We start from the raw sequence: 24415 nt of genomic DNA on the forward strand, positions 1-24415 counted from the left end.
ATACAAGTACAATACAATCCGATGATATAGATCGCGTGACAACGCTTATAGCTTCTTAGATGCGCTTTCATCAAAACCCCGTTACCAAGGTTACAGCAAATCGCCGCGGCACACCGAAACTGATGCCCGGGCTCAGGCCTTGAGCGCCTCGATGCTGTCGAGGAGGTCTGGGCCGCCGGTCCGGCGGGCGCTCCACTTGCGGAAGATCGCGAGGACACTGCGATCGGTGATGCCGTGGCGGGCTGGGTTGTTCTCGTCCAGGACGCGCCGGAGCCGGGCGGGGACGTCGCGGTGCCAGAACTTGGTATGGTTCGGGCCGACCTCGCGTCCGAGTTCCTGGTAGGCGCCGTTGCCCGCCCAGCGCAGGCCCTTGGCGCCGAGCAGGGTACCGATCTCGCTGGCGCGGAAGTCGAGCTTCCGGCCGATACTGCCCGCGGTACAGATGTAGACCACTGCGGACTCCGCGGAGACGGTGGGCAGGTCCGGGGCGGCGCCCTCGCCGCCGACGCGGGCGAAGGCCTCCTCCGCCTTGCCGGTCCGGACGCCGTGCATCTCGGTGACGAGGAGCTCGACGCCGCGGGTGAGCCGCTCAATGAGCTCGCCTTGCCGCTGGAGGCGCTCATCCTGTTCCCGGACACGCGCTAGATGCTCACCGCGCTCGGCGCGGAGGATCTCGTTCTGCTCCCGGAACTGTGCCGCGATGGTCTCTCCCACGTCGCGCCGGAAATCCTCCATATCCGCGAGGGGTTTCCTCGGCGGAAGGTGGTGGAGCACGCCCATGGGAGGCTTCTCGCTCATGCGGCGACGGCTTCCGGGTTCGCGTGGTTACCGTGGAAGGCGTCGAAGGCCGCGTCGGCAGCGAGGGCGGCGAAGCGCTCGTGGTCGATCTCGGTGCGCCGCCCGAGGGCGTCGCGCATGACGGCGTGGGCGCGCTTGCGATCGTCAAGCTCGATCTGGGCGAAGACGCCCTCGGCCTCCGGGTTTACGACCCCGGCCGCAAGCATCTCGCGGCGGGCGAGGTAGGGGTCCCGGGCTAGGGCGCGGATGTAGCGGTCGGCGACCTTGCTCTGAGGAACCTTGCCGCGCTCCCAGCGGGTCCAGGTCTTCGGGCCGGTGGAGAGGATCTGTTCCATGTCGGCCTGGCGGAGCTTGTACTTGAGGCGGATGGCGTTGAGCTCGGCGGCGGACAGGAGCCCGTCCATCTCTCGCACGGCGTTGGCGACGGCGAGCTCGTGCTCAGAGATCTGAGAGCCCTGATAGCTGACGTTCCCGCATTCGGCGCAGACCATGCGACGGTCCTGGATGGCGAGGCTCTTCCCCGACCGTTCGACCACGAAGGGCTCGACGCGCTCGCAGACCGCGATCGCCTCGCAGGCTTGGCAGGCCTCCATCGTCATCGATCGATATCCTTCTTGAATGAGGTGACGACCAGGACGTCAGCGCCGGTGACCAGCAGCTTCAGGAACATCCAGTCGGCGCAGTCGTCGACCCAGATCGAGTAGTAGTCCGACACGGTGGTCGGGTGGTGTCTTCGCGTCGGCTCGGACTTGCTGAAGTGCGCCTCGCCCAATTCCGTCTGGATGATCGCCCGCAGGTCGTCAGTGTCGAGCTTACGGGTCCTGAGCTCTTCGAGGACGGGAGAAAAGAACGAACAGGCCTCCTCGTCGGCGGCGAGCGCGCGGACCTTTGCCAGGGGATTGTGCGGCGCCATCCAGCCTCCAAGAGGTAGCACCATGCTACCCGAACTTCAACCGCGGCATTCTGCTGAGGCTGGCGGCCCGGCTCCCTTGGTTGATCCTCGGTAAGCGTGGCCTGGAGCGTTTTACGCATGGGCCGGTGCGCGGTTCCGTCCCTTCGTGGAAGGGGCCGCCCGTGCCTAACCCAGCTCCATCTTTGGCTTGTCGGACGATCGCCAGGACCGGTTCCAAAACTAGGTGCGCAGCATGTCCGATGCCCGGTCCCGCTCCTCGCCGACCTGCTCGGGCGGGCGGGAATCGCGACGCTACGGCGACCCAAGTCGCAGAGGGGGGCGACGTCTCCGCGGACGCACCCCCGAGCATGTCGGCATTCGGATAGGCGTCCTGGGACGCCCGTCCGGCATGTACGAGCGCCTCCGGATCGTCCATAAGGCAGTCATGAGCGCGGGATTCCCGATCAGGGCCTACGAGGCGTCGCGCGGCTGGTGGGCGACCGCCGTCCGCCTGCTGTCGTTCGTCCTCCTCCTGGCGCTCATGGCGCCCTGTGCGATTTCCTCCGCCGACGCCCATCGCCTTCCTGATCACGCGCCCGCGTTCGCCACGTCCTCGCATAAGGGTGCGCCGGACCAGCCCGACGGGTGCCCGGCCTGCCATGCGACCTGCGGCTGCCATCTGGCCATTTGCATCGAGGCGTCACCCGGGATTCCGATCGCCACCGCCGGACGCCCGTCCTATGCCACGGCCGACGTCACCGTAGCCTCGATCTCCGCCGGTCGCCTTCCAAGGCCCCCTCGCGCCTGAGGCGGCACCGCCACGGCTGTGGCGGATGCAGACCGGACATCCCAGCGGATGCCGGCTCCTTGAGCGAGCTTGACTTGATCCGGACCGTCGACCCAGCCCCAGGCGGTGACCGCGGTCCTATGCGAACGGCCTCCCTTCCATGCGTGCAATCATATCCGTGGCCCTCCTGGCCATAGGCGTCGCCATCGGCGGTGCCGTCCCCCGCGTGTCCGAGACCGTGCGGGGCGCGCTGGCCGCCGCCGGCCTGTCCTCCACCGCGGCCAAGACTCCGGCGACCAACGCGGCCGTGACCGGGGCGCAGGCCACCAAGGTCGACGGCGACCACAAACACGCCGAGGGCGAGGCGCACGGCCACGACGAGGCAAGCGAGGGCAAGATCAAGATGACGGCCGAGCAGGCCGCCGAGCAGGACATCAAGCTGGCGCATGTCGAGGGCGGCATCCTCTCGCGCCATCTCCTGGTGCCCGGCACCATCACCCAGGACGCCGACCGGATCGCCCGGGTGCCTGCGCGGGTCGCCGGGACAGTGGCGGAGATGCGCAAGCGTCTCGGCGAAGACGTCGCCAAGGGCGAGATCGTCGCCGTCCTGGACAGCCGCGAGGTCGCGGATGCCAAGAGCGACTTCCTCACCGCGACGGTCAAGGCGGATCTGGAAAAGACCAACTTCGACCGGCAGCAGGCCCTCTGGGACAAGAGGATCTCGGCGGAATCGGCCTTCCTCAACGCGAAGGCCGCCTACTCCGAGGCGGGCCTGCGGGTCGATCTCTCCCGCCAGAAGCTATCGGCCCTCGGGCTGAACGCGACCGAGGTCGCCGCCGCGGCCAAGAAGGACGAAACCACTCCGAACTTGTCGTCGCTTCGCCGCTTCGAGCTCAGGTCCCCCCTCGCAGGGCGGATCGTGGAGCGCAAGGTCGACGTCGGAACGAAGGTCGGCAGCGAGGGGGACCCGGCCGACGTCTATACCGTGGCCGACCTCTCCTCCCTCTGGATCGAGCTCCCCGTCCCCACCACCGAGCTGTCCAAGGTCCGCGAGGGCGCCAGGGTGACTATCGTCGGGAGCGAGGACGCTCCCCGCCCCGAGGGCAAGGTCGTCTTCGTCAGCCCGATCCTCAACCCGGAGACGCGCTCGGCCCGGGTCATCGTCGCCCTGCCGAACAAGGACATGTCCTGGCGCCCGGGCACCTTCGTCACGACCGAGATCGAGATCGCCCAGGACAAGGTCGTTGTGCGGCTGCCGAAGTCCGCCATCCAGACCATCGGTGGCGAGAAGGTGGTGTTCGTGCGGACCGAGGAGGGCTTCTCGAAGCGGGAGGTGACCCTCGGCAAGGCGGACGACGATGCCTACGAGGTCGTCGCCGGCCTGGAGCCCGGCGACGAGGTCGCGGTGGCCAACTCCTTCGTCCTGAAGGCCGAGCTCGGCAAGGCCGAAGCCGACCACGACCACTGAGGGCGGCCGCCATGATCTCGAAGATCCTCGACTTCTCCGTCCGCCAGCGTTGGCTCGTGGTGCTCCTGTCGCTGCTCGCGGCCGGGTTCGGCGTGTTCTCACTGACGAAGCTTCCCATCGACGCGGTGCCGGACATCACCAACAACCAGGTGCAGATCAACACCACGGCGCCCTCGCTCTCGCCGAACGACATCGAGCGCATCATCACGTACCAGGTCGAGACCGCGCTCGCAGGCATCAAGGGCCTGGAATACACCCGCTCGCTATCCCGGAACGGGTTCTCCCAGGTCACCGCCGTCTTCTCCGAGGCGACGAACATCTATTTCGCCCGCCAGCAGGTCGCCGAGCGCCTTCAGGAGGCCGAGGCGGCGATGCCGTCCGGGGTCGAGCCGCGCATGGGGCCGATCTCGACGGGCCTGGGCGAGATCTACATGTGGTCGGTGCACTACGCGAAACCTGCCGAGCGCAAGGTCTCGAAGCCCGGTAAACCCGGTTGGCAGCCGGACGGCAGCTACCTCACACCCGAGAGCCACAGGCTCTCGACGGAGCTCGAACGCACGGCCTACCTGCGCACGGTCCAGGACTGGATCATTCGCCCACAGGTGAGGACCGTCCCAGGTGTGGCCGGCGTCGACGGCATCGGCGGCTTCGAGAAGCAGTACCACGTCCAGCCCGACCCGATGAGGCTGACGGCCCTCGACCTGTCCTTCGCCGACATCGGCAGGGCGCTGGAGGCCAACAACGCCAACCAGGGCGCGCGCTACCTGGAGGACAACGGCGAGGGCTACGTCGTGCGCGCCGCCGGCCGCTTGGAGAGCATGGAGGACATCGGGTCGGTCGTCGTGACCACACGCGGCGGCGTGCCGGTCCGCATCTCCGACGTCGCCGAGGTGCGGATCGGGCGCGATCTGCGCACCGGGTCGGGCAGCGAGGACGGGCAGGAGGTCGTCATCGGCACCGCCCTGATGCTCATCGGCGAGAACAGCCGCACCGTCGCCGCCGCGGTCGACGCGCGCATGACCGGCATCCGGCGCACGCTCCCGCCCGGCGTCGAGGTCCAGACGGTCCTCAATCGCACGGTCCTGGTCGAGGCCACCATCCGAACGGTCGCCAAGAACCTGGCCGAGGGCGCCGCCCTCGTCGTGGTCATCCTGTTCCTGCTGCTCGGCAACATCCGCGCGGCCATCGTCACGGCCCTAGTCATCCCGGTGGCGATGCTGATGACCATGACGGGCATGGTCCAGGGGCGCATCAGCGCCAACCTGATGAGCCTCGGGGCCCTCGATTTCGGCCTTATCGTCGACGGGGCAGTCATCATCACCGAGAACGCCCTTCGCCACCTCGCCGAACGCCAAGGGGAACTCGGGCGAAAGCTCGACTTGGAGGAGCGCCTCGCCACCGTGCGGGCCTCGGCCGAGGAGATGATCAAGCCCTCCCTCTACGGGCAGGCCATCATCATCCTCGTCTACGTGCCGCTCCTCACCTTCACCGGGGTCGAGGGCAAGATGTTCGAGCCGATGGCGCTTACCGTCATCATCGCCCTGGTCGCGGCCTTCGTCCTGTCGCTCACCTTCGTCCCGGCGATGATCTCCATCGTCATCACCGGCAAGGTCACCGAGACCGACAACTTCTTCGTCCGGGCGATCAAGGCCGCCTACCGCCCGGTCCTCGGGGCCGCCCTGCGCGTGCCCATGCTTTTCGTCGCGGTCGCCCTGGTGCTGCTCGTCGGAGCCGGCGTCCTGTTCAGGGGTCTGGGGCAGGAGTTCATCCCGCAGCTCGACGAGAAGAGCATCGCGTTGAACGCCCAGCGCATCCCGTCGACGTCCCTGTCGCAATCGCAGGCGATGCAATTGAAGGTCGAGCAGGCCATCGGCCGGTTCCCCCAGGTCGCCTACGTCTTCTCGAAGACCGGCACCGCCGAGGTCGCCTCGGACCCGATGCCGCCGAGCTCGTCGGACACCTTCGTCATCCTGAAGCCGCAAGCCGAATGGCCGGACCCGGACCTGTCCAAGGCCGAGTTGCAGGAGAGCATCGAGAAGGCCCTCGGGGCGCTCGCGGGCAACGTCTACGAGTTCTCCCAGCCCATCCAGCTTCGCTTCAACGAGCTGTTGGCCGGCACCCGCGGCGACCTCGCCGTAAAGGTCTTCGGCGATGATCTGGGCGCGATGACCGCGGCCGCGAACCAGATCGCCGGCATCCTGCGCGGGGTCGAGGGCGCGGACGACGTGAAGGTCGAGCAGACGGCTGGGCTGCCGTTCCTGGAGATCGGGATCAACAAGGCCGAGGCGGCCCGCCTGGGCCTGAGCACGTCCGCGATCCAGGACGTCATCGGGGCGGCCATCGGGGGCCGCGAGGCGGGCGTCGTCTTCGAGGGCGACCGGCGCTTCCCCATCGTCGTGCGCCTCAACGACAAGGTGCGCGAGGACCGCGAGGCCCTGGAGAACATCCCGGTGCCGTTGCCTCCCGGACCGAACGGGCGCGCCGCGTCCGTGCTCCTGAAGCAGGTCGCGAGCTTCTCGGTGACGGAGGGCCCGAACCAGATCTCGCGCGAGAACGGCCGGCGCCGGGTCGTGGTCACCGCCAACGTCCGGGGCCGCGACATCGGCTCGCTCGTGGCCGAGGCGCAAGACAAGGTGGCCACGGGGGTCTCACTTCCGGCCGGCTACTACGTCACCTGGGGCGGGCAATTCGAGAACCTGGCTTCCGCCCGCCAGCGCCTGATGGTGGTCGTCCCGGTGTGCTTCTTCCTGATCTTCCTGCTGCTGTTCTCGGCCCTGAACTCGGCCCGGGACGCGCTCCTGGTGTTCAGCGCGGTTCCTTTGGCGCTGACCGGGGGCATCGCCGCCCTATGGCTGCGGGGCATGCCGTTCTCGGTGCCCGCGGCCGTCGGCTTCATCGCCCTGTCCGGGGTGGCGGTGCTCAACGGCTTGGTGATGCTGACCTACATCAAGCAGCTCATCGCCGAGGGACGGCCAAGGCGCGAGGCCATCATGGAGGGCGCCATGACCCGGCTCCGTCCAGTGGCGATGACCGCGCTGGTGGCATCTCTCGGGTTCGTACCGATGGCGCTGGCGACCGAGACCGGGGCAGAGATCCAGCGCCCCCTGGCGACGGTAGTCATCGGCGGCCTCATCTCGGCGACCCTTCTGACCCTCGTCGTCCTGCCGGCCCTCTATGCCAGGTTCGCCGGTGCGGTCGCCCCCGAGAGGAAGGATCGGCCCATGCCGGTCCAACCGCATCTCCGCGCCGCCGAGTAGGAGGGTCGGCATGAGCAAGAAGGTCGCCCGAACCATCGCTGACTGGGGCGGCGGCGGCTCACGTCGCCGACGCCGCGTCAGGCCCCACGTCCGTCGCGCGGCCGGCCGGGCGTTCGCCCTGGCCCTCATCGCCATCCCGGCCTGCGTCTACCTTCTGTACTGCCTCTGCAACATCGGCGGGAGGACGCACTTCCACCTGATGCCGACGAGGCCGATCCATCCTCAGGACGGATCCCCGTGGGGAGACAAAGCCTCAATGATGCGGCAGTCGGCGACGGACCCGCAGCCGCACTGACCGATGACGTCACGCAGCTCATGCGCCAACCGGGTCAGGTCGGCCAGCTTGCGCTCGACCTGCGCCAGGTGGGCGCGGGCGATGGTGTCGACCTCGGCGCAGGACCGGTCGCGGTCGTCGGCCATGGCGAGAAGCTCCCGGATCTGGTCGACCGTGAAGCCGAGGTCCCGTCCCCGCCGGATGAAGCTCAGGCGGCGCAGGTGCTCCGGACCGTAGAGACGGTAGTTGCCCGCCGACCTTTCCGGCGCCGGCAGGAGCTTCACCTTCTCGTACCACCGGACCGTCTCGACGCGGGTGTTCGTCGCCGCGGCCAGGTCGCCGATGGTCATGGGGGGTGCGTGCGCCATGGCCTTGACCCTGTAGTTCCTACAGGGTGCATGTAGGGCCTCAGACCCTTCGGCGCGAGGCCCGGGTCGACGGAGCTTGCCATGTCAGGGCTAGGAACATCGGGAGCGGTCCCCGCGGGCGCCGCGCTGCGCTACCGCGTGAAGGGCATGGATTGCCCGAGCTGCGCGACCAAGATCGAAACGGCGGTAACCCGCCTGCCCGGCGTCCGCGACGTGCGCGTGAACTACACGGCCCAGGTCCTCGACCTCGTGCTCGACGAGGGCTCGACGCCCAGGGCGGACCTGGAGAACCGGATCACGGGGCTCGGCTATGGCGTCGGGTCCCTGCCGATCGCGGCCGACCTCGCCCGCTCGCAGACGACGGGCATCGCGGCCCCGGCCATCGTCGAGGAGGAGGCGGAGACCCCCGCCTGGCGCAGCCGCAAGGGGCTTTTGGCGCTGGGCATCGCCGTCCTGTTCGCAAGCGGATTTCTCCTGCAGACGGTTCGGCCCGGGCTGGCCGGGGAATACGCCTACTGGCCCGGCGCGCTCCTGGGTCTCGCCTTCTACGGACGCCGCGCCATCGCCGCCGCCCGCAACGGCTCGCCCTTCTCCATCGAGATGCTGATGTCGGTCGCCACCATCGGGGCGCTCGCCATCCATGCCGCCGAGGAAGCGGCGGTGGTGGTCCTCCTCTTCACCGTTGGCGAGATGCTCGAAGGCTTTGCGGCCGGCCGGTCCCGGGCCGGCATCAAGGCCCTCGTGGGCCTGGTGCCGAAGACGGCGCGCCTGGTCGAGGGGGACGGCGCCGTGCGTGAGGTGGCGGCCGCCTCCCTGGTGATCGGCCAAACCGTGCTGGTGCGCCCGGGTGACCGCGTCCCTGCGGACGGCGAGGTCACGGACGGCACGTCGAGCCTCGACGAGTCCCCGATCACGGGGGAATCGGTGCCCCGGCCAAAGGAGGTCGGGGACGCCGTCTATGCCGGCAGCGTCAATGCGGACGGGGCCCTGCAGGTCAGGGTCGCCCGGATGCCGTCGGACAACACCGTCGCCCGCATCCTGCACATGGTGGAGGAGGCGCAGGCGTCGAAGTCGCCGACCGCCCGGTTCATCGACCGCTTCAGCGCCGTCTACACCCCGGTCGCCTTCGCGGTCGCCGCGCTGGCGACGCTTGGCCCGCCGCTGCTGCTCGGCGCCGACTGGGGCACCTGGATCTATCGCGGACTGGCGTTGCTCCTCATCGCCTGCCCCTGCGCCCTCGTGCTCTCGACCCCGGCCGCCATCGCCTCGGGTCTTGCCGCCGGAGCGCGGCGGGGACTGCTGGTGAAGGGCGGCGCCGCCCTGGAGACCATCGGACGGGTGCGTACCGTCGCGTTCGACAAGACGGGGACGCTCACGGCAGGGCGTCCAAGGGTCACCGACGTCCTCCGATTTGCCCCGGACATGACGGATCGCACCCTGCTCGGGCTCGCGGCGACGGTGGAGGCCGGATCGAGCCACCCCATCGCTCGTGCGATCCTCGAACGTACGGAGGCCGACGCCATCCCCCTGCGCCCCGTACGCGATGCCCGTGCGGTTCCCGGCAAGGCCGTCCAGGCCACGGTTGCGGGACGCACGGTCGCGGTGGCATCCCCGCGCCACGCCGCGACACTGGCCAGCCTCTCGCCGGAAGCGGAAGCAACGGTGCGGGCCCTTGAGGAAGCGGGCAAGACCGCCGTCGTCGTGGTTCGGGACGGAGAGGCGCTCGGCGTCGTGGCGGTCCGGGACGAGCCCAGACAGGATGCGGCCGCCGGCGTCGCGGCCCTGCGCCGGCTCGGGGTCGAATGCGTGATGCTGACCGGCGACAACCGGCGCACCGGCGAGGCCATCGCCAAGGGCCTGGGACTATCGGTCCGGGCCGACCTGCTGCCGGCCGACAAGCTCGCCGAGATCGGCGCGTTGAAGGAGGTCGGGCCGGTCGCGATGGTCGGCGACGGCATCAACGATGCCCCCGCGCTCGCCTCCGCCAGCGTCGGGATCGCGATGGGCGGCGGCACCGATGCGGCGCTGGAGACAGCCGATGCGGCCATCCTCAACGACCGGGTGACGGACGTGGCGGCGCTCGTGGCGCTCTCCCGGGCGACGCTCGGCAACATCCATCAGAACGTGGCCATCTCCCTCGGGCTGAAGGGCGTGTTCCTGGTGACGACACTCGCCGGCATCACCGGGCTATGGCCGGCCATTCTGGCGGATACCGGGGCGACCGTCCTGGTGACGGCCAACGCCCTTCGCCTGCTTCGGGCCTGAGACGACGGTTTCGTGCTGGCTACGCGCCGGTGCCATCGTTGTGACCGGAGGCCGGAAACCACGACGCCGAGTTTCCGGAAAAGCTTTCCTTATCCAAGGCGACCGGGAGACTGCGCACCCACGGAACCGTCTCAGAAGCGGAGCCGTTCCTCGTCGCTCCCGTACCGTCCGTGCCGGTCCCATGATCGGCTCGGGCGAGACCGAGCCACCAACAACCCACGAGGAAGCCCCCATGAGGAAGTCCCTTTTCGCCGTCGCTGCCCTGGCCGCGCTCGGCGCCATCGGCATCGCCGCCCCCGCGTCGGCAGCCCCGGGCATGGTCGGCGCCGTCGAGGCCCAGACCAGCATCGTCGACGTCCGCATGGACGGGATGCACGGCCACCGCGGCCATGGCCGCATGATGGGCCATCGTCACGGGCACGGCCACATGATGCGCCACCATCACCACCGCGGCCACATGATGCGCCACGGTCATGGTCATCGCCACCACCGCATGTGATCGTCCAGGGGCCCTTCGGGGCCCCTTATTCCTTCTCTATTAAAACGACGGACCTCAAGGCAGGCAGGTCGCGCGGCCTGGCGGAAGCGAGCTTACATCCGCTCCTTGATGCTGGAGCCGACGAGCCACCAGTTCACCGGGTAGCTGGTCATGAATCCCGCGACCACGGCGACCTGCATGGCGAACCAGAACTCAACTGAGTTCACCGGCGCCCGTTGACCGGCAAGGTGCGGGAACACGGCGAACTGCGCGAGCGCCATGAAGCCGTACATGCCGACCTGCCAGGCGATCAGCGACAAGGTGTCGGCCTTGAGCGCGGCGACGATGCCCCGGCCCGGGGAGAGCCCGCGCATCGGCACGATGGCGTAATACTGGAACACGATCCCAAGCCCGAAGGCGAAGACGAAGTCCAGCGCCCAGACCGCGTACATCTTCTCCTCGAACAGCGACTGCCAGCCGAACCAGACCGCCACCACCGGCGCCAGGAAGGCGAGCCACTCGGCGGCGACGTCGCCCAGCATGCAGCCGCTCCCGCAGTGGAGCGCGCCCTTGCCCACCATCACCGGGAACGGCGTTTGCGTCATGTTCGGCGGCTTCTCGTCCCGCTCCATCGCGCGGTGATGCGCCTCCATGGTCGCGAGGCGGCCATAGCGAAAGTAGGCCCAGACCACGACCACCGTGCCGAACAAGGCGCTGACCGGCCAGACCACGTTCATCACGGTCATGTGCTGCGGATGCCGAATGACCTGCACCGACAGCAGCAACGAGCAGGCGGCCCCGAGCAGCAGGGCCAGGATCGAGAGCGCGTGGAGCCAGGCGGGGAACGTCGTGGCCATGCCGCTCAATGCCCCATCGCCAGCATCCAGACGGCCATGGCGACCATCATCACATTCTCGGTCAACGAGACGAAGCCGAGCGGCACCTTGCTCGATCCGCCGACGCAGGCGCACTTGATCTCGCGCTTGTCGACGTAGACCGCCTTGAACACCGAGACCGCGCCGATGGTGCCGATGAACAGGGCCACGGGGATCGACAGCCAGTTAAGGGCGCCGGCCACCATCAGGACGCCGGCGATGCCCTCCAGGAACGGGTAGGCGTAGGCGTAGCGCACCCAGCGCTTGGCCAGCAGGTCGTAGCCGAGGAACATCGACGAGAAGGTCTCGACGTCCTGCAGCTTGAGGAGGGCGAGGACGCACATGCTGAAGGCGATGTACCACTCGCCCGCCCGGACCGTCAGGGGCGTGCCGTACACGGCGTAGCTCGCCGCGAGCGCCATCAGCGCGGTCATCGAGAACACCGCCACCACCGGCGTGTAGGTCGTCGCGTTCGGGTCGTTGGCGGCCTGGCCGAAATGCCGCCTGAGGTCGTCGAAACCCCCGACGCGCTCGCCGTTGATGAAGGTCTGGGGCGTCGACTTGACCGCATGCTCGGCCTTGAAGCGGTCGGTCTCCTCGCGGGTGGTCAGCCAATGGTCCTCCACCTGGAAGCCCTGGCGTTCGAGGAGGTCCTTCGCCTTGAGGCCGTAGGGGCACGTGTGCTGCGGCATCATCATGCGGTACAGGACGGCCTTGCGGGACGCGGTGGCTTGCATCGGAAACTCCGTGGGTTGTCGGGGCGCGATGCCGTCCGGGCCTCGAAGTGGAAGCAGGGTGCGGGCAGCGGCCGATTGGGCTTGCGGACCTTCCTGCACCTTCCCATCATAGGAAGGTCAACGGAGGGACTCTCACGATGAACATTGGCGAGGCGAGCCGGGCCTCCGGGGTCTCGGCCAAGATGATCCGGCACTACGAGAGCATCGGGCTCGTGCCCCCGGCGGACCGGCGCGACAGCGGCTATCGCGATTATGGCACCGCCGACCTGCACCGGCTCGGCTTCATCCGGCACGCCCGGGACCTGGGCTTCTCGCTGGACCGCATCCGGGTGCTGCTCGGGCTCTGGAGCGACCCTGCCCGCAGCAACGCCGAGGTGAAGGCCATCGCGAGGGCCCACGTGAAGGAGCTCGAACAGCGGGCCCGCCAACTCAACGAGATGGCGAACGCCCTCCGGTCCCTGGCCGACGCCTGCGATGGCGACGGCCGGCCGGACTGCCCGATCATCGCCAGCCTGGAGACCGGGGCGAACGTCCCGCCCTGCCATCCGGGCGCCTCCCCGGGGGCGATGCCGCCCCCCGCACCGCGCCGGAAGGCCGTGGCCGGTCGCTGAGTCCGAACCGGCCCCGGCGGCGCTTCGGTCAGGCAGCCATCTTCCGGCAGCTCTCGGCGCAGCGGCGGCACTGCTCGACGCAATGCTGCATGTCGCCGACCTGCTCGCAGCTTCGGGCACAATCCTCGCAGACGTCGGCGCACTCGGCGCAGGTGTGCTTGTGATGCCTCGTCCCGATCAGCATGAAGTGCGCCGACGTCCGGCACATCTCGGCGCAGGCCAGCATCAGGCGGAAGTGCTCGGGCTCGACGTGCTTGCCGCCGGCCGGCAGGCAGCGGTTCGAGGCCATGCCGAGGCAGGTCTGGTAGCAGCGAAGACATTCGTCGATGCAGGACTGCATCTCGCTCGACATATTGCTCATGTGAAGCTCCTTGATGTTAGACAAAAAGAAACGAGCGTCAGCACTGGATGACAGTACCCCTCCAGTATTGCCTTGCTCATTCTGTCAACTCAGACGGCTATAGTTCGTTCTAATAAATTCCTTCTCTCATGCCCGGGATACTCAATCCGTCCGCAAGCGCCTACTCCGCCGCCTCGCGGTAAGCGGGTCGTTCGGCCGGGGCGACGCTCGCCGGCGTCTCGGCGGCCGCGGACAGACCCCATCCCTTCACGAGGGCGTAGACCGCCGGGATGACGACCAGCGTCAGCACGGTCGAGGACACCATCCCGCCGATCATCGGCACGGCGATGCGCTGCATCACTTCGGAGCCGGCGCCCGTGCTCCACAGGATCGGGATCAGGCCGGCCATGATGGCGGTCACGGTCATCATCTTCGGGCGAACCCGCTCGACCGCACCGACCATGATCGCCCGCCGCAGGTCCTCGCGGTTCAGGGGCCGCCCCTCGCGTGCGCAGGCGGCCCGGACCTCGTCGAGCGCGTGGTCGAGGTAGACCAGCATGATCACCCCTGTCTCGGCGGCGACGCCGGCGAGCGCGATGAAGCCCACCGCCACGGCCACCGACATGTTGAAGCCCATCCACCACATCAGCCAGATGCCGCCGACCAGGGCGAACGGCAGCGACAGCATGACGATGAGCGTCTCGGTCAGGCGCCGGAAGTTGATGAACAGCAGCAGGAACACGACGAGCAGCGTCAGCGGCACCACGACCTTCAGGCGCGCCTCGGCCCGCTCCAGGTATTCGTACTGCCCGCTCCACTGCAGGGTCGTGCCCTGTGGGAGCTTGACCTCGTCCACCACGGCCTTGCGCGCCTCGGCCACGTAGCCGCCGAGGTCGCGCCCATTGATGTCGACGAAGATGTAGACCGCAAGCTGTCCGTTCTCCGTGCGGATCGAGGTCGGGCCCCGGGTGAGTTCGACCTTGGCGACCTCGCGCAACGGCACCGTGCCCCCAGCCGGGAGTGGCACCTGCACCTCGTCGGCGATGGCCCGCGGATCGGACCGGAAGGCCCGGGGGTAGCGGACGTTGACGGTGTAGCGTTCGCGTCCCTCGACGGTGTTCGTCACGCTCTGGCCGCCAAGCGCCGTCGCGATGACGTCCTGCACGTCCCCGACCATCAGCCCGTAGCGCCCGAGCGCCTCCCGGTCCGGCGTGATGTCGAGGAAGTAGCCGCCGATGACCCGCTCGGCGTAGGCGCTCGACGTGCCCGGCACGTTGCGCACCACCGCCTCGACCTGGCGAGCGACCCCTTCCATCTCCTTAAGGTCGGTGCCCAGCACCTTGATGCCGACGGGCGTGCGAATGCCGGTCGAGAGCATGTCGATGCGGGCGCGGATCGGCTGCGTCCATGCATTCGACACGCCCGGGAACTGCAGGGCCTTGTCCATCTCGGCCTTGAGGCTCGCCAGCGTCACGCCGGGGCGCCACTCGGACGGCGGCTTCAGCGCGATGACCGTCTCGAACATCTCCATCGGCGCCGGGTCGGTCGCGGTGTTGGCGCGGCCCGCCTTGCCGTAGACCGAGGCTACCTCCGGGAAGGATTTTATGATGCGGTCCTGGGTCGCGAGGAGCTCGCCGGCCTTGGTCACCGACAGGCCCGGCAGGGTCGTCGGCATGTACATCAGCGTGCCCTCGTTGAGGTCGGGCATGAACTCCGAGCCGAGCTGACGGGCCGGCCACACGGTCGCCGCCAGCACCCCGAGGGCGAGCAGGACAGTCAGCACCCGCGCCCGCAGGACGCCCGCGATGAGCGGCCGGTAGAGCCAGATCAGGAGCCGGTTCAGCGGGTTCCTGTGCTCCGGGATGATCCGGCCCCGCACGAACAGCACCATCAGCGCGGGGACCAAGGTCACCGACAGGATCGCGGCTGCCGCCATGGCGAAGGTCTTGGTGAAGGCCAGCGGCCCGAACAGCCGGCCTTCCTGGCTCTCCAGTGTGAAGATCGGCAGGAAGCTGACCGTGATGATGAGGAGCGAGAAGAACAGGGATGGGCCGACCTCGGACGCCGCCTCCACCAGGATCTCCGTCCGCGGCTTGCCTGGCGGCGCCCGTTCCAGGTGCTTGTGGGCGTTCTCGATCATCACGATGGCGGCGTCGATCATGGCGCCGACCGCGATGGCGATGCCGCCCAGGCTCATGATGTTGGCGCCGAGACCCAGGGCTCGCATGCCGACGAACGCCATCAGGATCCCGACCGGCAGCATCAGGATGGCGACGAGCGCGCTCCTCACATGCAGCAGGAACACGACGCACACGAGCGAGACGACGACGCTCTCCTCGACCAGCGTGTGCCGCAGGGTGTCGATGGCCGCGTCGATGAGCTGGGAGCGGTCGTAGACCGGCAGGATCTCGGTGCCCGCGGGCAGGCTTTTCGCCACCTCCGCAAGCTTCGCCTTCACGCCCTCGATGACGTTCAGCGCGTTCGCGCCGAAGCGCTGCAGGACGATGCCGCCGGCGACCTCGCCCTCGCCGTTCATCTCGGTGATGCCCCGACGCTCGTCCGGTCCGAGCTCGACCCGGGCGACGTCCCGGACCCGCAGCGGCGTGCCGCCGGAAGTCTTGAGGACGATGTTCTCGATGTCGGCGACGCCCCTCAGGTAGCCGCGACCGCGGACCATGAACTCGAACTCGGAGAGCTCGACCGTGCGGCCGCCGACGTCGGCGTTGCTCGACCGGATTGCGTCCCGGAGCTTGTTGAGGGAGATGCCCTGGGCACGAAGCCGGTTCGGGTCGACCACGACGTTGTACTGCTTGACGAAGCCGCCGACGCCGGCGACCTCGGCGACGCCCTCTGCCCGCGAGGCCCCGAACCGGACCACCCAGTCCTGCAGGGAGCGAAGCTCGGCGAGCGTCCGTTCCTTTGCGACGACGACGTACTGGTAGACCCAACCCACGCCCGTGGCGTCGGGGCCGAGTGTCGGGGTTACCCCGGCCGGCAGGCGGCTCGCCGCGGCGTTGAGGTATTCGAGCACCCGCGAGCGGCCCCAGTACGGGTCGGTGCCGTCCTCGAAGATGACGTAGACGAACGACACGCCGAAGAACGAGAAGCCGCGCACTACCTTCGCCTTCGGCACCGTCAACATGGCGGTGGTCAGCGGGTAGGTGACCTGATCCTCCACGACCTGTGGCGCCTGGCCCGGGTACTCCGTGTAGACGATGGCCTGCACGTCCGAGAGGTCGGGGATGGCGTCGAGCGGCAGGGTGCGCAGCGACATCACCCCGACCGCGACGGCGAACACGGTCCCAACCAGCACCAGGACGAGGTTACGTGCCGACCAGCCAATGAGGCGCGCGATCATGGCGTGCCTCCCGCGTCGGCGGCCAGCCGGTCGTCCTTGGGCGGCGCCATGCCCTGGAGGGCCGCCTTCAGGTTGCTCTCGGCGTCGATGAGGAAGTTCGCGGAGGTCACGACGCGGTCGCCGGCCGAGATGCCGTCGCGGATCTCGGTGTAGCCGGTGCCGCGCACGCCGACCTTGACCTCCTTCGGCTCGAAACGGCCTTCCCCGCGGTCGAGGAGCACCACCTGCCGCTCGCCGGTGTCGATGACGGCGTCGTCCGGCACCGCGACCACGGGCTTGGTGTCGCCGGTCGCGACCTCGACGTCGGCATACATGTCGGGCAGCAAGGTGCCGTCGGGGTTCGGGAGCTCGATGCGCACCCGCGTGGCCCGGGTCTCCGGGTTCACCTGCGGATAGATCGTCCCGACCTTGCCGGAGTAGATGCGCCCCGGGGCCGAGCGCAGGCGGATCGTGGCGGCTTGCCCGACGCGGACGTTGGAAAGGTCGCGCTCGGGCACGTCGGCGAGCACCCACATCGTCGCGATGTCGCCGATGCGGAACAGGGTATCGCCGGCCGCGGCCTTCATGCCCTCGATGGCGGTCCGTTGCAGGACGATGCCGTCCCGGGGCGACGACCAGGTGATGGCCATCGGCACGTTCCGGGTCCGCTCCATCTCGTCGATCACCGCCTCGGAGACGTTCAGGTTCCGCAGGCGCCGCCTCGCGCCGTCGAAGCCCGGGTTGGCGATGAGCTGGGCCGCCGCCGCGTTGATCTCGGGCGAGTAGACGTGGACCAGCGCCTGGCCCTTGCGGACGCGGTCGCCGGTGGTGACGTTCTCGACATGGTCGACGTAGGCGTCCGACCGGGTCGCGATGACCGTCACCCGCCGCTCGTCGAGGGCGACCGTGCCGGGCACCCGGACGGGCTGCGCCACCACCCGGCGCTCGATGACCTCGGTCCGCACGCCGGTGCGCTGCACCTTGCCGGGCGAGACGGTGACGACGTTGCCGTCGCTGTCCTCACCCTCGTAGACGGGGATGTAGTCCATCCCCATCGAATCCTTCTTGGGCGTGGCCGAGGTGTCCGGCAGCCCCATCGGGTTGCGGTAGTAGCGGATGCGGCGGGCGCCCGCGGCGGGCTTCGCGTCCCCGGCCTTCCCCATGTCCTGGGCGGCCAAGTCATGCCCGGCCATCCCCTGGCCGGCCATGTCGGCAGGCATGGCCTCGCCGTCGTCCGAAGCGTCGAAGCGCACGTCCTCGCTGGCGTGGACCGCGCGGAACTCCCGGCCATCCGCGGTCGCCATCGGCGACAGCGAGTAGACCGGCTTCCCGTCCGGGTCCTGGTAGTAGACCACCGGTCCGGCCGCCTTCGTGGGGGCCGTAGCCTGCGCGGCCGGCATGGGGGCCGGAGACCACCGGGCGAGCTCCGTCCGGGCGCGCTCGGCGAGCGCCGGCACGGGGTTCTCCCCATGCCCCGCGACATAGCCGGCGCCCCCCGCCGCGAGTGCGGCGAGGGTCCCGGCGAACCAGGCCGCGCGGCTCACTTGACGGCCTTGAAGACCAGCTTGTCCTCGACCGTGCCGGTCTCGCCCTGGACCTTGGCCCCGAGCGACAGGCGCCAGCCGCCGGCCATCGTGAGCTTCGCCTTGAAGCGATAGACGCCCGGCTCGGTCGTGGGGAGCTGCTCGATCTTCGAGGTCATCTCGTCCATGCTGTCGGGCGCCATGTCGATGCGCTTGGCGAAGATCACGGCGTCGGGAACCGGCTTGCCGCTGCGCTTATCGAGAAGGCGCACCGACAGGACAGCCTCGCCGACCTTGGCCTCCTGCTGCAAGAGCTCGAAGCGGTAGTCCTTGATGTCGGCAAGCGCCGGGAACGCGGTCGCCGACAGGGCGGCACCGAGCAGCGCCGCCGAGACGGCGCGCGGAAAAGGCTTCTGGGTCACGGGTGTTGTCTCCTGAACGCGATGGCGGGCCGCGCGTGGACGCGCGGCGTCATGCCGGCGCTCACGCCGGCGGCATCGGGTTCAGGCTCGGGGAGGCTCGGTGGGCGGCCCTTGCGAGAGGCTGTCGAAGGACGCGATGACGGCCCAGGTGGGTCCCTCGAAGCGGGCGACGCGACCCGGAAGTCCGAGGGCGACCGGAAGTCCGGTGGCGACCTTAGCCAGGCAAAGCGCCATCAGGGGGCAGCCCTTCGAGCAGTCGGGCATGTCCGGCCGCTCCTTGGGGCAGCACGGCATCTCGTCCATGGCCATCCCGGCCATGCCGTCCATGGCCTCGTCGGACATCGCCATGGCGTGACCGTGAACGCCCGTCGGCGCGCGCATGCCTGCGGCAGCCGCGGATGCGGTCACCGGCGCAAGGGCGAGGCTGAGGACCGCCAGGAGCGGGAGCAGCCTGCGAAGGGCGAGCCAGAAGGTCACCGTCCGACGATGCCACATCACAGACCGGCAAGGAAGGGACGGGACTACCGGACGCGCCAAGGGGATACGACGAGCGCGAGTTTCGCGATGACGGGCACGGGACGGAAGACGTAGGTGTCGCGCGACGACCGGACGCCCCGCGCCCGGGGACCCGGAGCCATGCACCCGAGGCTACCGGACGCGCTCCATCGAGCGTCGGATCGTGACCGGGAGAGGACGGATCGTCCAGCACGGCACCATGCCCGGACCGGGACCAAGCGGGTATGCCTCCTGTCCGGTCCGCAGCTCAGGAGGACCCCGAGCAGCAGGATGCGGACCCGCCGTTCTCGCGGGCTTCCTGGATGGGCGGACAGGGGACCTCGCCGAAGGAGCAGAAGACGCAGCAGTCGCCCGCCTTCGGGCGCAGGAGCGTGCCGCAGCCGGTGCACTCGTAGAAGAACTGGCAGGCGTCGGTCGGCATCGTCTCCGTCGCTCGATGACCGCAGTGCGGGCAGGTCAGGGTGGACCGAAGCTGCATCGTCCGCCTCACCGCATCGCCTTGAGCACGACAGGCTCAAGGTATGGTTCCCACGCGAGCGCCAAACCGACCAGCACCGTCCCAAGTCCCAGAAGGCCAGGGGTACGCCATGACGGCCCCATGCGAGCACATGGTTCGGCCATGTCGCATGCCGTCGCCCGGTAACGGAAGAACAGCGCCCAACCCATGAGGAGGGCCAGGGCGGCCCCGCCAAGCAGGATCGGCCGGATGCTAGCCAACATGGCCAATCCTCCGAAAACCGCCCCTGTCGCGCCGAGACCGGCAAGCGCCACCGGGAGGGCGCAGCAGGACGAGGCCGCCAGGGCACCCAGCCCGGCGACCGTGCCCAGCCCGGCGAACCAGCTTCCCGAGGGAATCGGCAGGCCGTCCCGCGGACGTGAGGCGGGTCTTGCGGGAGGCGCCATGGATGGTGTGTCGATCATCATCGTGCCACCCTGCATCCCGTAGCCACTACGGGATCAAGCGAAAAATGGCGAAGGGTGCGCGAGGTCTCTCCATAGGGCAGATCGCGGCGGCGGCCGGGATCAACCTGGAGACCGTCCGCTACTACGAGCGCATCGGGCTCATGCCGCCGCCGGCTCGCACGGAGGGCGGTCACAGGGCCTACGATCCTGCCCATGTCCGGCGCCTGGCGTTCATCCGTCAGGCTCGCGCATTGGGCTTCGGGATCGAGGACATCCGGACCCTGCTGGCGTTGGCCGCGCCCGGGCACCGGTCCTGTGGCGAGGTCCGGGACGTCGCAGCCGCCCACCTTGCCGAGGTCCGCGCCAAGCTCGCCCGTCTCGCGCGGCTTGAGCGCATCCTGAGCGACACCGTGGAGCGGTGCAGCGGCGCCCCGACGCCGGCCTGCCCGGTTCTCGATATGCTCGATGCACCGATGTGAAAGCCGGCCCATCCGACACCCAGCAGTGGAACGGGACCGCCGGTCGTCCTTGTCTTGGTCCCAAGAGGCCGGAAGCGGGTGGCGATGCGGGGTCACGCAGCCGCTCGTCCGTGGAACGACCGTCGACCTAGGCGTCGACCGGCGAGGATGCCGGGGCGCCGAACCTTGGCATGAGGCGGACGTAGATGAGTTCGCTGAGGAGCTCGACCAGCGTCTGCGTGACGATGACGGCGGGCAGGAGTGGCACGGCACCCGGAACCGCAAACGCCAGCGGCAGGACCACCAGGGAGTTTCGCGTGGCGGCGCTGAAGGCCAGCGTGCGGACGGTGGGGGCATCCAGGCGGAACGCGCGCCCGACCGCCCAACCCAGCAGCGGAGCCGCCACGGCGAAGACGACGTAGACGGGGACCACCCGCGGGGCGTCGTCCAGGGCGGGCCCGAGCTGGGGCAGGACGGACGCGATCACCACGAACAGGACGAGGGCCGTTGCCGGCACCGGCAGAAGCCCGAGCCCGGCGGCGATCCGCTGGCCGGTGCGGCTGCGTGCGGCCCAGATCTGCACGGCCGCAGCAAGTCCGAGGGGAACCGCGATGAGCCAGACGAAGGCGTGCACGAACGGACCGACCTGGACGAACCTGGCGGCGTCCTCGCCGAGGAAGACGTTGAGGTAGACCGGCAGCAGCAGCATCTGCGCGATCAGCAGCGCCGGGGTGGAGGCCAGCAGCACCTTGGCGTCCGCGCGGCCGAGGTGGGCGAAGGTGACAACGTAGTCGATGCACGGCGTGAGCAGGACCATGAGCACGCCCAGCCGCAGCATCGGATTGGCGGGCAGGAACTGGATCAGGCAGGCCACCAGGATCGGCAGCGCGACGAAGTTCGTGGCGAGGAGCGCCGCCAGGAAACGGACCCGCGTAAAGGCTTTCCCCAACTCGGGCAGGGGTACCTGGAGGAAGGTGACGAACAGCATCAACGCCAGGGCCGGGTTGATCCCGACGTCCAGGGCCGTGGTTCCGGGGACCAACAGCGCAACGACGACGGCCAGGCCGATGGCGGCGAAGTAGATCGGGATCTGGCGGCCTTCGAGGATGTCGCGCAAGGTGGTCATGCTTCCTCGCAGGCGATCCTGGGGGCTTGCTCGACCCGCTGGGGCCGTCCGGTGCATTTGGCGAACAGGTCGATGGCGCGGTCGCAGACCTCGCAGTGACCCTCGCAGCAATCGCGCATGAGGAAGGCGACGAGGTCGGACAGGGCCGGGAAGATCGCGCTGTAGATGATCGAGCGACCTTCGCGGCGGCTCTCGACGAGGCCGGCGTTCTCCAGGTGGTTGAGGTGGAACGAGATGCGCGGCGCCGAGGCACCTGCGATGGCCTCGGTGATGGCACCGGCGGCCATGCCCTTCGCCCCGGCGGTCACCAGCATGCGGATGATGCGTAGGCGGGTTTCCTGCGCGATGGCCGCGAAGCCGTCGAGCGCTTGCTTTTCCTGCACGACACTTAAACCGTTATGGAATCGTTTAAGCGTCAGTAGGCTCACGACGGGTCGGAGGCAAGGACCGGATCTGGACCGGATCACGGCGGACGTCCCAGGCAGCCTCCGCTTTCCTAGCTTCGCGGCCGGACACGCCAGAGCGATAGGGCAAGCGCAACGTTCGCCACGGCGAGCACGCTGAGCAGTGCATAGGTCGCGTCCGCGCCCGCGTGGGTCAGGACCAAGGCTCCGACGGAGGGTGCAAGCGCTTGGGCCACCAGCCCCGGGCGGGCGAGGCGGCCGACGAGCGCGGCGTAGCGTTCGGGACCGAACAGGGCCAGGGGCACCGTACCCCGTGCAATCGAGTAGATCCCGTTGCCGGCCCCGTAGAGGACCAGCGCCAGCCCGACCAAGGGTAGGCCGGCCGTCAGCATCGCGATCCCGAGGACCACCAGGACCATGGCGGCGGTCAGGGTCCAGAGGGGATGGTGCCGACCCTTGCCGGCCATCTCGACGATGCGCGCACCCACCTGTGCCGGTCCGATCAGGGCACCATAGGCGACGGCCGAGGTGAGAGCCACGCCACGGGCCTGGAGCAGGGTGATGAGGTGCACCGAGACCATGGCCATCACCGTGCCGCCGAGGGTCAGCACCCCTGCCATGAGGAGGAAGGCACGACGCTCCCGGCCATCGAGCCGGACGCCGGGGATCGCGCCTTCGGATCGCGTGACCGGATGCGCGGGGGGCCGGGGGATCGCGAGCAGGACGAGCGGCAGCGTGACCGAGAGGTGCAGCCCGGCATAGGCGAGGCAGGTCCCGCGCCAGCCGACCCGCTCGATCAGGAAGGCCGAGAGCGGCCAGCACACCGTGCTGGCGAAGCCGCCCCACAGGGTCAGGGTCGTGATGGCGGGCCTTGCCTCGGCGCCGTAGAGGCGCCCGAGCGTGGCGAAGGCGGGGTCGTACAGGCCGGTGCCCATGCCGAGGCCGACGAGGAGCCAGGCCGCGAGGTAAGCCGTGAGGTTCGGGGCAAGGGCAAGGCCCATGAGGCCCAGCGCCAGCGCGATGGCGGCGAAGGCCAGCACCGGCCGCCCGCCATGCTCCCCGATGAAGGCTCCCACCCGCGGCGAGACGAGGCCTGCGACGAGGAGGCCAAGGGACAGCCCTCCGATAACCCAGCCGAGGGGCCATCCCGTATCCTTCGACATCGGCGCGGCCAGCACCGACAGGAGGTAGAACGAGGAGCCCCAGGTCAGGATCTGGATCACGCCCAGGGCCGAGATCACGGGCCATCGGCGCGCCGGGGCCATCGGATCGCTACCGGGCCCCGAGAACGGGTAGCCAGACCGCCAAGGCCGCCAGGGTGACCAAGAGGACCGGTGGCGTGATGACCAGGCCCACCCGCATGTACTGGCCCCAGGTGATACGCTGGCCCTTGGTGTCGAGGACGTGGAGCCAGAGCAGGGTCGCCAGGCTGCCGATGGGCGTGAACTTCGGGCCGAGGTCGCAACCGATGACGTTGGCGTACACCATCAGCTCGCGCATCAGGGGCGACAGGTCCGGGGCCTGCTGGATGGAGAGCGCGCCGACGAGCACGCTCGGCATGTTGTTCATCACCGACGACAGGATCGCGGCGGCGACCCCCGTGCCGAGGGTGGCGACGAACGGACCGAAGCCCGAGAGCCGCACGAGGCCTTGCGCCAGGTAATCGGTCAGGCCGGCGTTCTTCAGGCCGTAGACTACGAGGTACATGCCGAGGCTGAACAGGACGATCTGCCAGGGGGCACCCGCGAGCACCTTGCGGATCGGGATGACGCGGCTTCGGTTCGCCAGCGCCAGCAGGACCAGTGCGCCGGCGCAGGTGACCACCGAGACCGGCACGCCGAACGGGGCCGTCATGAAGTAGGCCACCAGCAGCAGGGCGAGGAGCGGGAAGGCCGCCTTGAAGACAAGCGGATCCTTGATCGCGTGGCGCGGCGGTTCGAGCTCGGTCACCGGGTACGTGGTTGGCAGGTCGCTCCGGTAGAACAACCACAGCACCACCAGGGTCGCGGCCAGCGAGACGAGGTTCACCGGGACCATCACGGCGGCGTAGCGGCTGAAGGTGATGTCGAAGAAGTTCGCCGAGACGATGTTGACGAGGTTGGAGATCACCAGCGGCAGGCTGGTCGAATCCGCCACGAACCCGCAGGCGACGATGAAGGCCAGGGCCGCCGCCGGCTTGAAGTCGAGGCGCAGCAGGATGGCGAGCACGATGGGGGTGAGCAGCAGGGCCGCCCCGTCGTTGGCGAACACCGCCGCGATGGCGGCACCGAGGAGGATCACCAGCGGGAACAGCAGGTGCCCCCGGCCGCCGCCCCACCGGGCGATGTGGAGCGCCGCCCAGTGGAAGAAGCCGGCCTCGTCGAGCAGGAGCGAGATGATGATGAGGGCCACGAAGGTGAAGGTGGCGTCCCAGACGATGTGCCAGACCACCGGGATGTCCCCGGGATGGATGACCCCGGTGCCCAGTGCCACGGCGGCCCCGATCAGGGCGCTCCACCCGATGCCGAAATCCCGCGGCTGCCAGATGACGAAGACGAGGGTGACCACGAAGATGGCGAGCGCGAGCATCGGGACTG

Annotated in this window: 24 protein-coding genes; 7 read left to right on the forward strand and 17 right to left on the reverse strand. The window is 69.1% G+C overall.

What is annotated here, in order from left to right:
• Positions 1-132: 132 nt before the first annotated feature.
• Genes ASF58_RS24205 through ASF58_RS24215 form a run of 3 tightly spaced genes read right to left on the reverse strand, consistent with a single transcriptional unit; the run spans position 133 to position 1711 of the window.
• Positions 133-798, reverse strand: a complete 666-nt coding sequence (locus tag ASF58_RS24205; RefSeq protein WP_056149076.1) for a hypothetical protein — start codon at positions 796-798, stop codon at positions 133-135.
• A complete protein-coding gene (locus ASF58_RS24210) occupies positions 795-1397 on the reverse strand; it encodes a type II TA system antitoxin MqsA family protein (protein WP_082473294.1) in 603 nt (200 codons plus the stop codon). Before ASF58_RS24210 ends, ASF58_RS24205 begins: the two co-directional genes overlap by 4 nt.
• The gene (locus ASF58_RS24215; protein WP_055958963.1) at positions 1394-1711 is read right to left on the reverse strand and encodes a type II toxin-antitoxin system MqsR family toxin; all 318 of its coding nucleotides are present in this window, start codon (positions 1709-1711) and stop codon (positions 1394-1396) included. Before ASF58_RS24215 ends, ASF58_RS24210 begins: the two co-directional genes overlap by 4 nt.
• A gap of 388 nt (positions 1712-2099) precedes the next feature.
• Here ASF58_RS24215 and ASF58_RS24220 point away from each other — a divergent pair, with 388 nt between their 5' ends.
• From ASF58_RS24220 to ASF58_RS24230, 3 genes are all read left to right on the forward strand, one after another.
• Entirely contained in the window at positions 2100-2498 is a 399-nt protein-coding gene (locus ASF58_RS24220) for a hypothetical protein (RefSeq protein ID WP_243214755.1), read from the forward strand.
• Positions 2499-2637: 139 nt separating this feature from the next.
• Positions 2638-3945 (forward strand): efflux RND transporter periplasmic adaptor subunit, encoded by a 1308-nt coding sequence (locus tag ASF58_RS24225; RefSeq protein ID WP_055958966.1) that lies wholly within the window; start codon positions 2638-2640, stop codon positions 3943-3945.
• 11 nt (positions 3946-3956) lie between these two features.
• Positions 3957-7202: a CusA/CzcA family heavy metal efflux RND transporter gene (locus ASF58_RS24230; protein ID WP_055958969.1), complete on the forward strand. Its 3246-nt coding sequence runs from the start codon at positions 3957-3959 to the stop codon at positions 7200-7202.
• Between the two features lie 222 nt (positions 7203-7424).
• Here the strand turns inward: ASF58_RS24230 and ASF58_RS24235 are convergent, their stop codons facing one another.
• Positions 7425-7826: a helix-turn-helix domain-containing protein gene (locus ASF58_RS24235; protein WP_055958972.1), complete on the reverse strand. Its 402-nt coding sequence runs from the start codon at positions 7824-7826 to the stop codon at positions 7425-7427.
• Positions 7827-7925: 99 nt separating this feature from the next.
• Between ASF58_RS24235 and ASF58_RS24240 the strand changes: the two genes are divergently transcribed.
• The gene (locus tag ASF58_RS24240) at positions 7926-10109 is read left to right on the forward strand and encodes a heavy metal translocating P-type ATPase (RefSeq protein ID WP_055958976.1); all 2184 of its coding nucleotides are present in this window, start codon (positions 7926-7928) and stop codon (positions 10107-10109) included.
• A 232-nt stretch (positions 10110-10341) separates the two neighbouring features.
• Complete coding sequence (locus tag ASF58_RS24245) at positions 10342-10608, forward strand: hypothetical protein (RefSeq protein ID WP_055958979.1); 267 nt, start codon at positions 10342-10344, stop codon at positions 10606-10608.
• 92 nt (positions 10609-10700) lie between these two features.
• Here ASF58_RS24245 and ASF58_RS24250 read toward each other — a convergent pair whose 3' ends face one another.
• Positions 10701-11444: a DUF4396 domain-containing protein gene (locus ASF58_RS24250; RefSeq protein ID WP_055958982.1), complete on the reverse strand. Its 744-nt coding sequence runs from the start codon at positions 11442-11444 to the stop codon at positions 10701-10703.
• A 5-nt stretch (positions 11445-11449) separates the two neighbouring features.
• Complete coding sequence (locus tag ASF58_RS24255; RefSeq protein WP_055958985.1) at positions 11450-12199, reverse strand: glutaredoxin; 750 nt, start codon at positions 12197-12199, stop codon at positions 11450-11452.
• 137 nt (positions 12200-12336) lie between these two features.
• Here ASF58_RS24255 and cueR point away from each other — a divergent pair, with 137 nt between their 5' ends.
• Entirely contained in the window at positions 12337-12810 is a 474-nt protein-coding gene (cueR, locus tag ASF58_RS24260) for a Cu(I)-responsive transcriptional regulator (protein ID WP_055958989.1), read from the forward strand.
• A gap of 28 nt (positions 12811-12838) precedes the next feature.
• Here cueR and ASF58_RS24265 read toward each other — a convergent pair whose 3' ends face one another.
• The 7 genes from ASF58_RS24265 to ASF58_RS24295 all read right to left on the reverse strand — a co-directional run bounded on the left by ASF58_RS24265 (position 12839) and on the right by ASF58_RS24295 (position 19872).
• Positions 12839-13171: a four-helix bundle copper-binding protein gene (locus ASF58_RS24265; RefSeq protein WP_055958992.1), complete on the reverse strand. Its 333-nt coding sequence runs from the start codon at positions 13169-13171 to the stop codon at positions 12839-12841.
• Between the two features lie 160 nt (positions 13172-13331).
• Positions 13332-16508 carry a CusA/CzcA family heavy metal efflux RND transporter gene (locus ASF58_RS24270; protein ID WP_055958995.1) on the reverse strand — a complete coding sequence of 1059 codons (3177 nt, stop codon included), beginning with the start codon at positions 16506-16508 and terminating at the stop codon, positions 13332-13334.
• The gene (locus tag ASF58_RS24275; RefSeq protein WP_055958997.1) at positions 16505-18031 is read right to left on the reverse strand and encodes an efflux RND transporter periplasmic adaptor subunit; all 1527 of its coding nucleotides are present in this window, start codon (positions 18029-18031) and stop codon (positions 16505-16507) included. Before ASF58_RS24275 ends, ASF58_RS24270 begins: the two co-directional genes overlap by 4 nt.
• On the reverse strand, positions 18028-18432 hold the full coding sequence (locus tag ASF58_RS24280) for a FixH family protein (RefSeq protein WP_055959001.1): 405 nt from the start codon (positions 18430-18432) through the stop codon (positions 18028-18030). The genes ASF58_RS24275 and ASF58_RS24280 overlap by 4 nt, the downstream gene beginning before the upstream one ends.
• 81 nt (positions 18433-18513) lie before the next feature.
• Entirely contained in the window at positions 18514-18909 is a 396-nt protein-coding gene (locus ASF58_RS24285; protein ID WP_055959004.1) for a hypothetical protein, read from the reverse strand.
• 286 nt (positions 18910-19195) lie between these two features.
• A complete protein-coding gene (locus ASF58_RS24290) occupies positions 19196-19426 on the reverse strand; it encodes a GDCCVxC domain-containing (seleno)protein (protein ID WP_055959007.1) in 231 nt (76 codons plus the stop codon).
• An 8-nt stretch (positions 19427-19434) separates the two neighbouring features.
• Positions 19435-19872, reverse strand: a complete 438-nt coding sequence (locus ASF58_RS24295; RefSeq protein WP_162238978.1) for a mercury transporter MerT — start codon at positions 19870-19872, stop codon at positions 19435-19437.
• 44 nt (positions 19873-19916) lie between these two features.
• Between ASF58_RS24295 and ASF58_RS24300 the strand changes: the two genes are divergently transcribed.
• A complete protein-coding gene (locus tag ASF58_RS24300; RefSeq protein WP_055959010.1) occupies positions 19917-20330 on the forward strand; it encodes a helix-turn-helix domain-containing protein in 414 nt (137 codons plus the stop codon).
• Positions 20331-20457: 127 nt separating this feature from the next.
• Here the strand turns inward: ASF58_RS24300 and ASF58_RS24305 are convergent, their stop codons facing one another.
• The 4 genes from ASF58_RS24305 to ASF58_RS24320 form a co-directional block, all read right to left on the reverse strand.
• Positions 20458-21435, reverse strand: coding sequence for an arsenic resistance protein (locus ASF58_RS24305; RefSeq protein ID WP_055959013.1), 978 nt, complete (start codon positions 21433-21435; stop codon positions 20458-20460).
• Complete coding sequence (locus ASF58_RS24310; RefSeq protein WP_055959016.1) at positions 21432-21818, reverse strand: metalloregulator ArsR/SmtB family transcription factor; 387 nt, start codon at positions 21816-21818, stop codon at positions 21432-21434. Before ASF58_RS24310 ends, ASF58_RS24305 begins: the two co-directional genes overlap by 4 nt.
• Before the next feature lie 113 nt (positions 21819-21931).
• Positions 21932-23104 carry an MFS transporter gene (locus ASF58_RS24315; protein WP_055959019.1) on the reverse strand — a complete coding sequence of 391 codons (1173 nt, stop codon included), beginning with the start codon at positions 23102-23104 and terminating at the stop codon, positions 21932-21934.
• A 7-nt stretch (positions 23105-23111) separates the two neighbouring features.
• On the reverse strand, positions 23112-24407 hold the full coding sequence (locus tag ASF58_RS24320; RefSeq protein ID WP_055959020.1) for an arsenic transporter: 1296 nt from the start codon (positions 24405-24407) through the stop codon (positions 23112-23114).
• Between the last annotated feature and the right edge of the window lie 8 nt (positions 24408-24415).

The sequence above is a fragment of the Methylobacterium sp. Leaf125 genome (genome assembly GCF_001423085.1).
Lineage (GTDB): Bacteria > Pseudomonadota > Alphaproteobacteria > Rhizobiales > Beijerinckiaceae > Methylobacterium.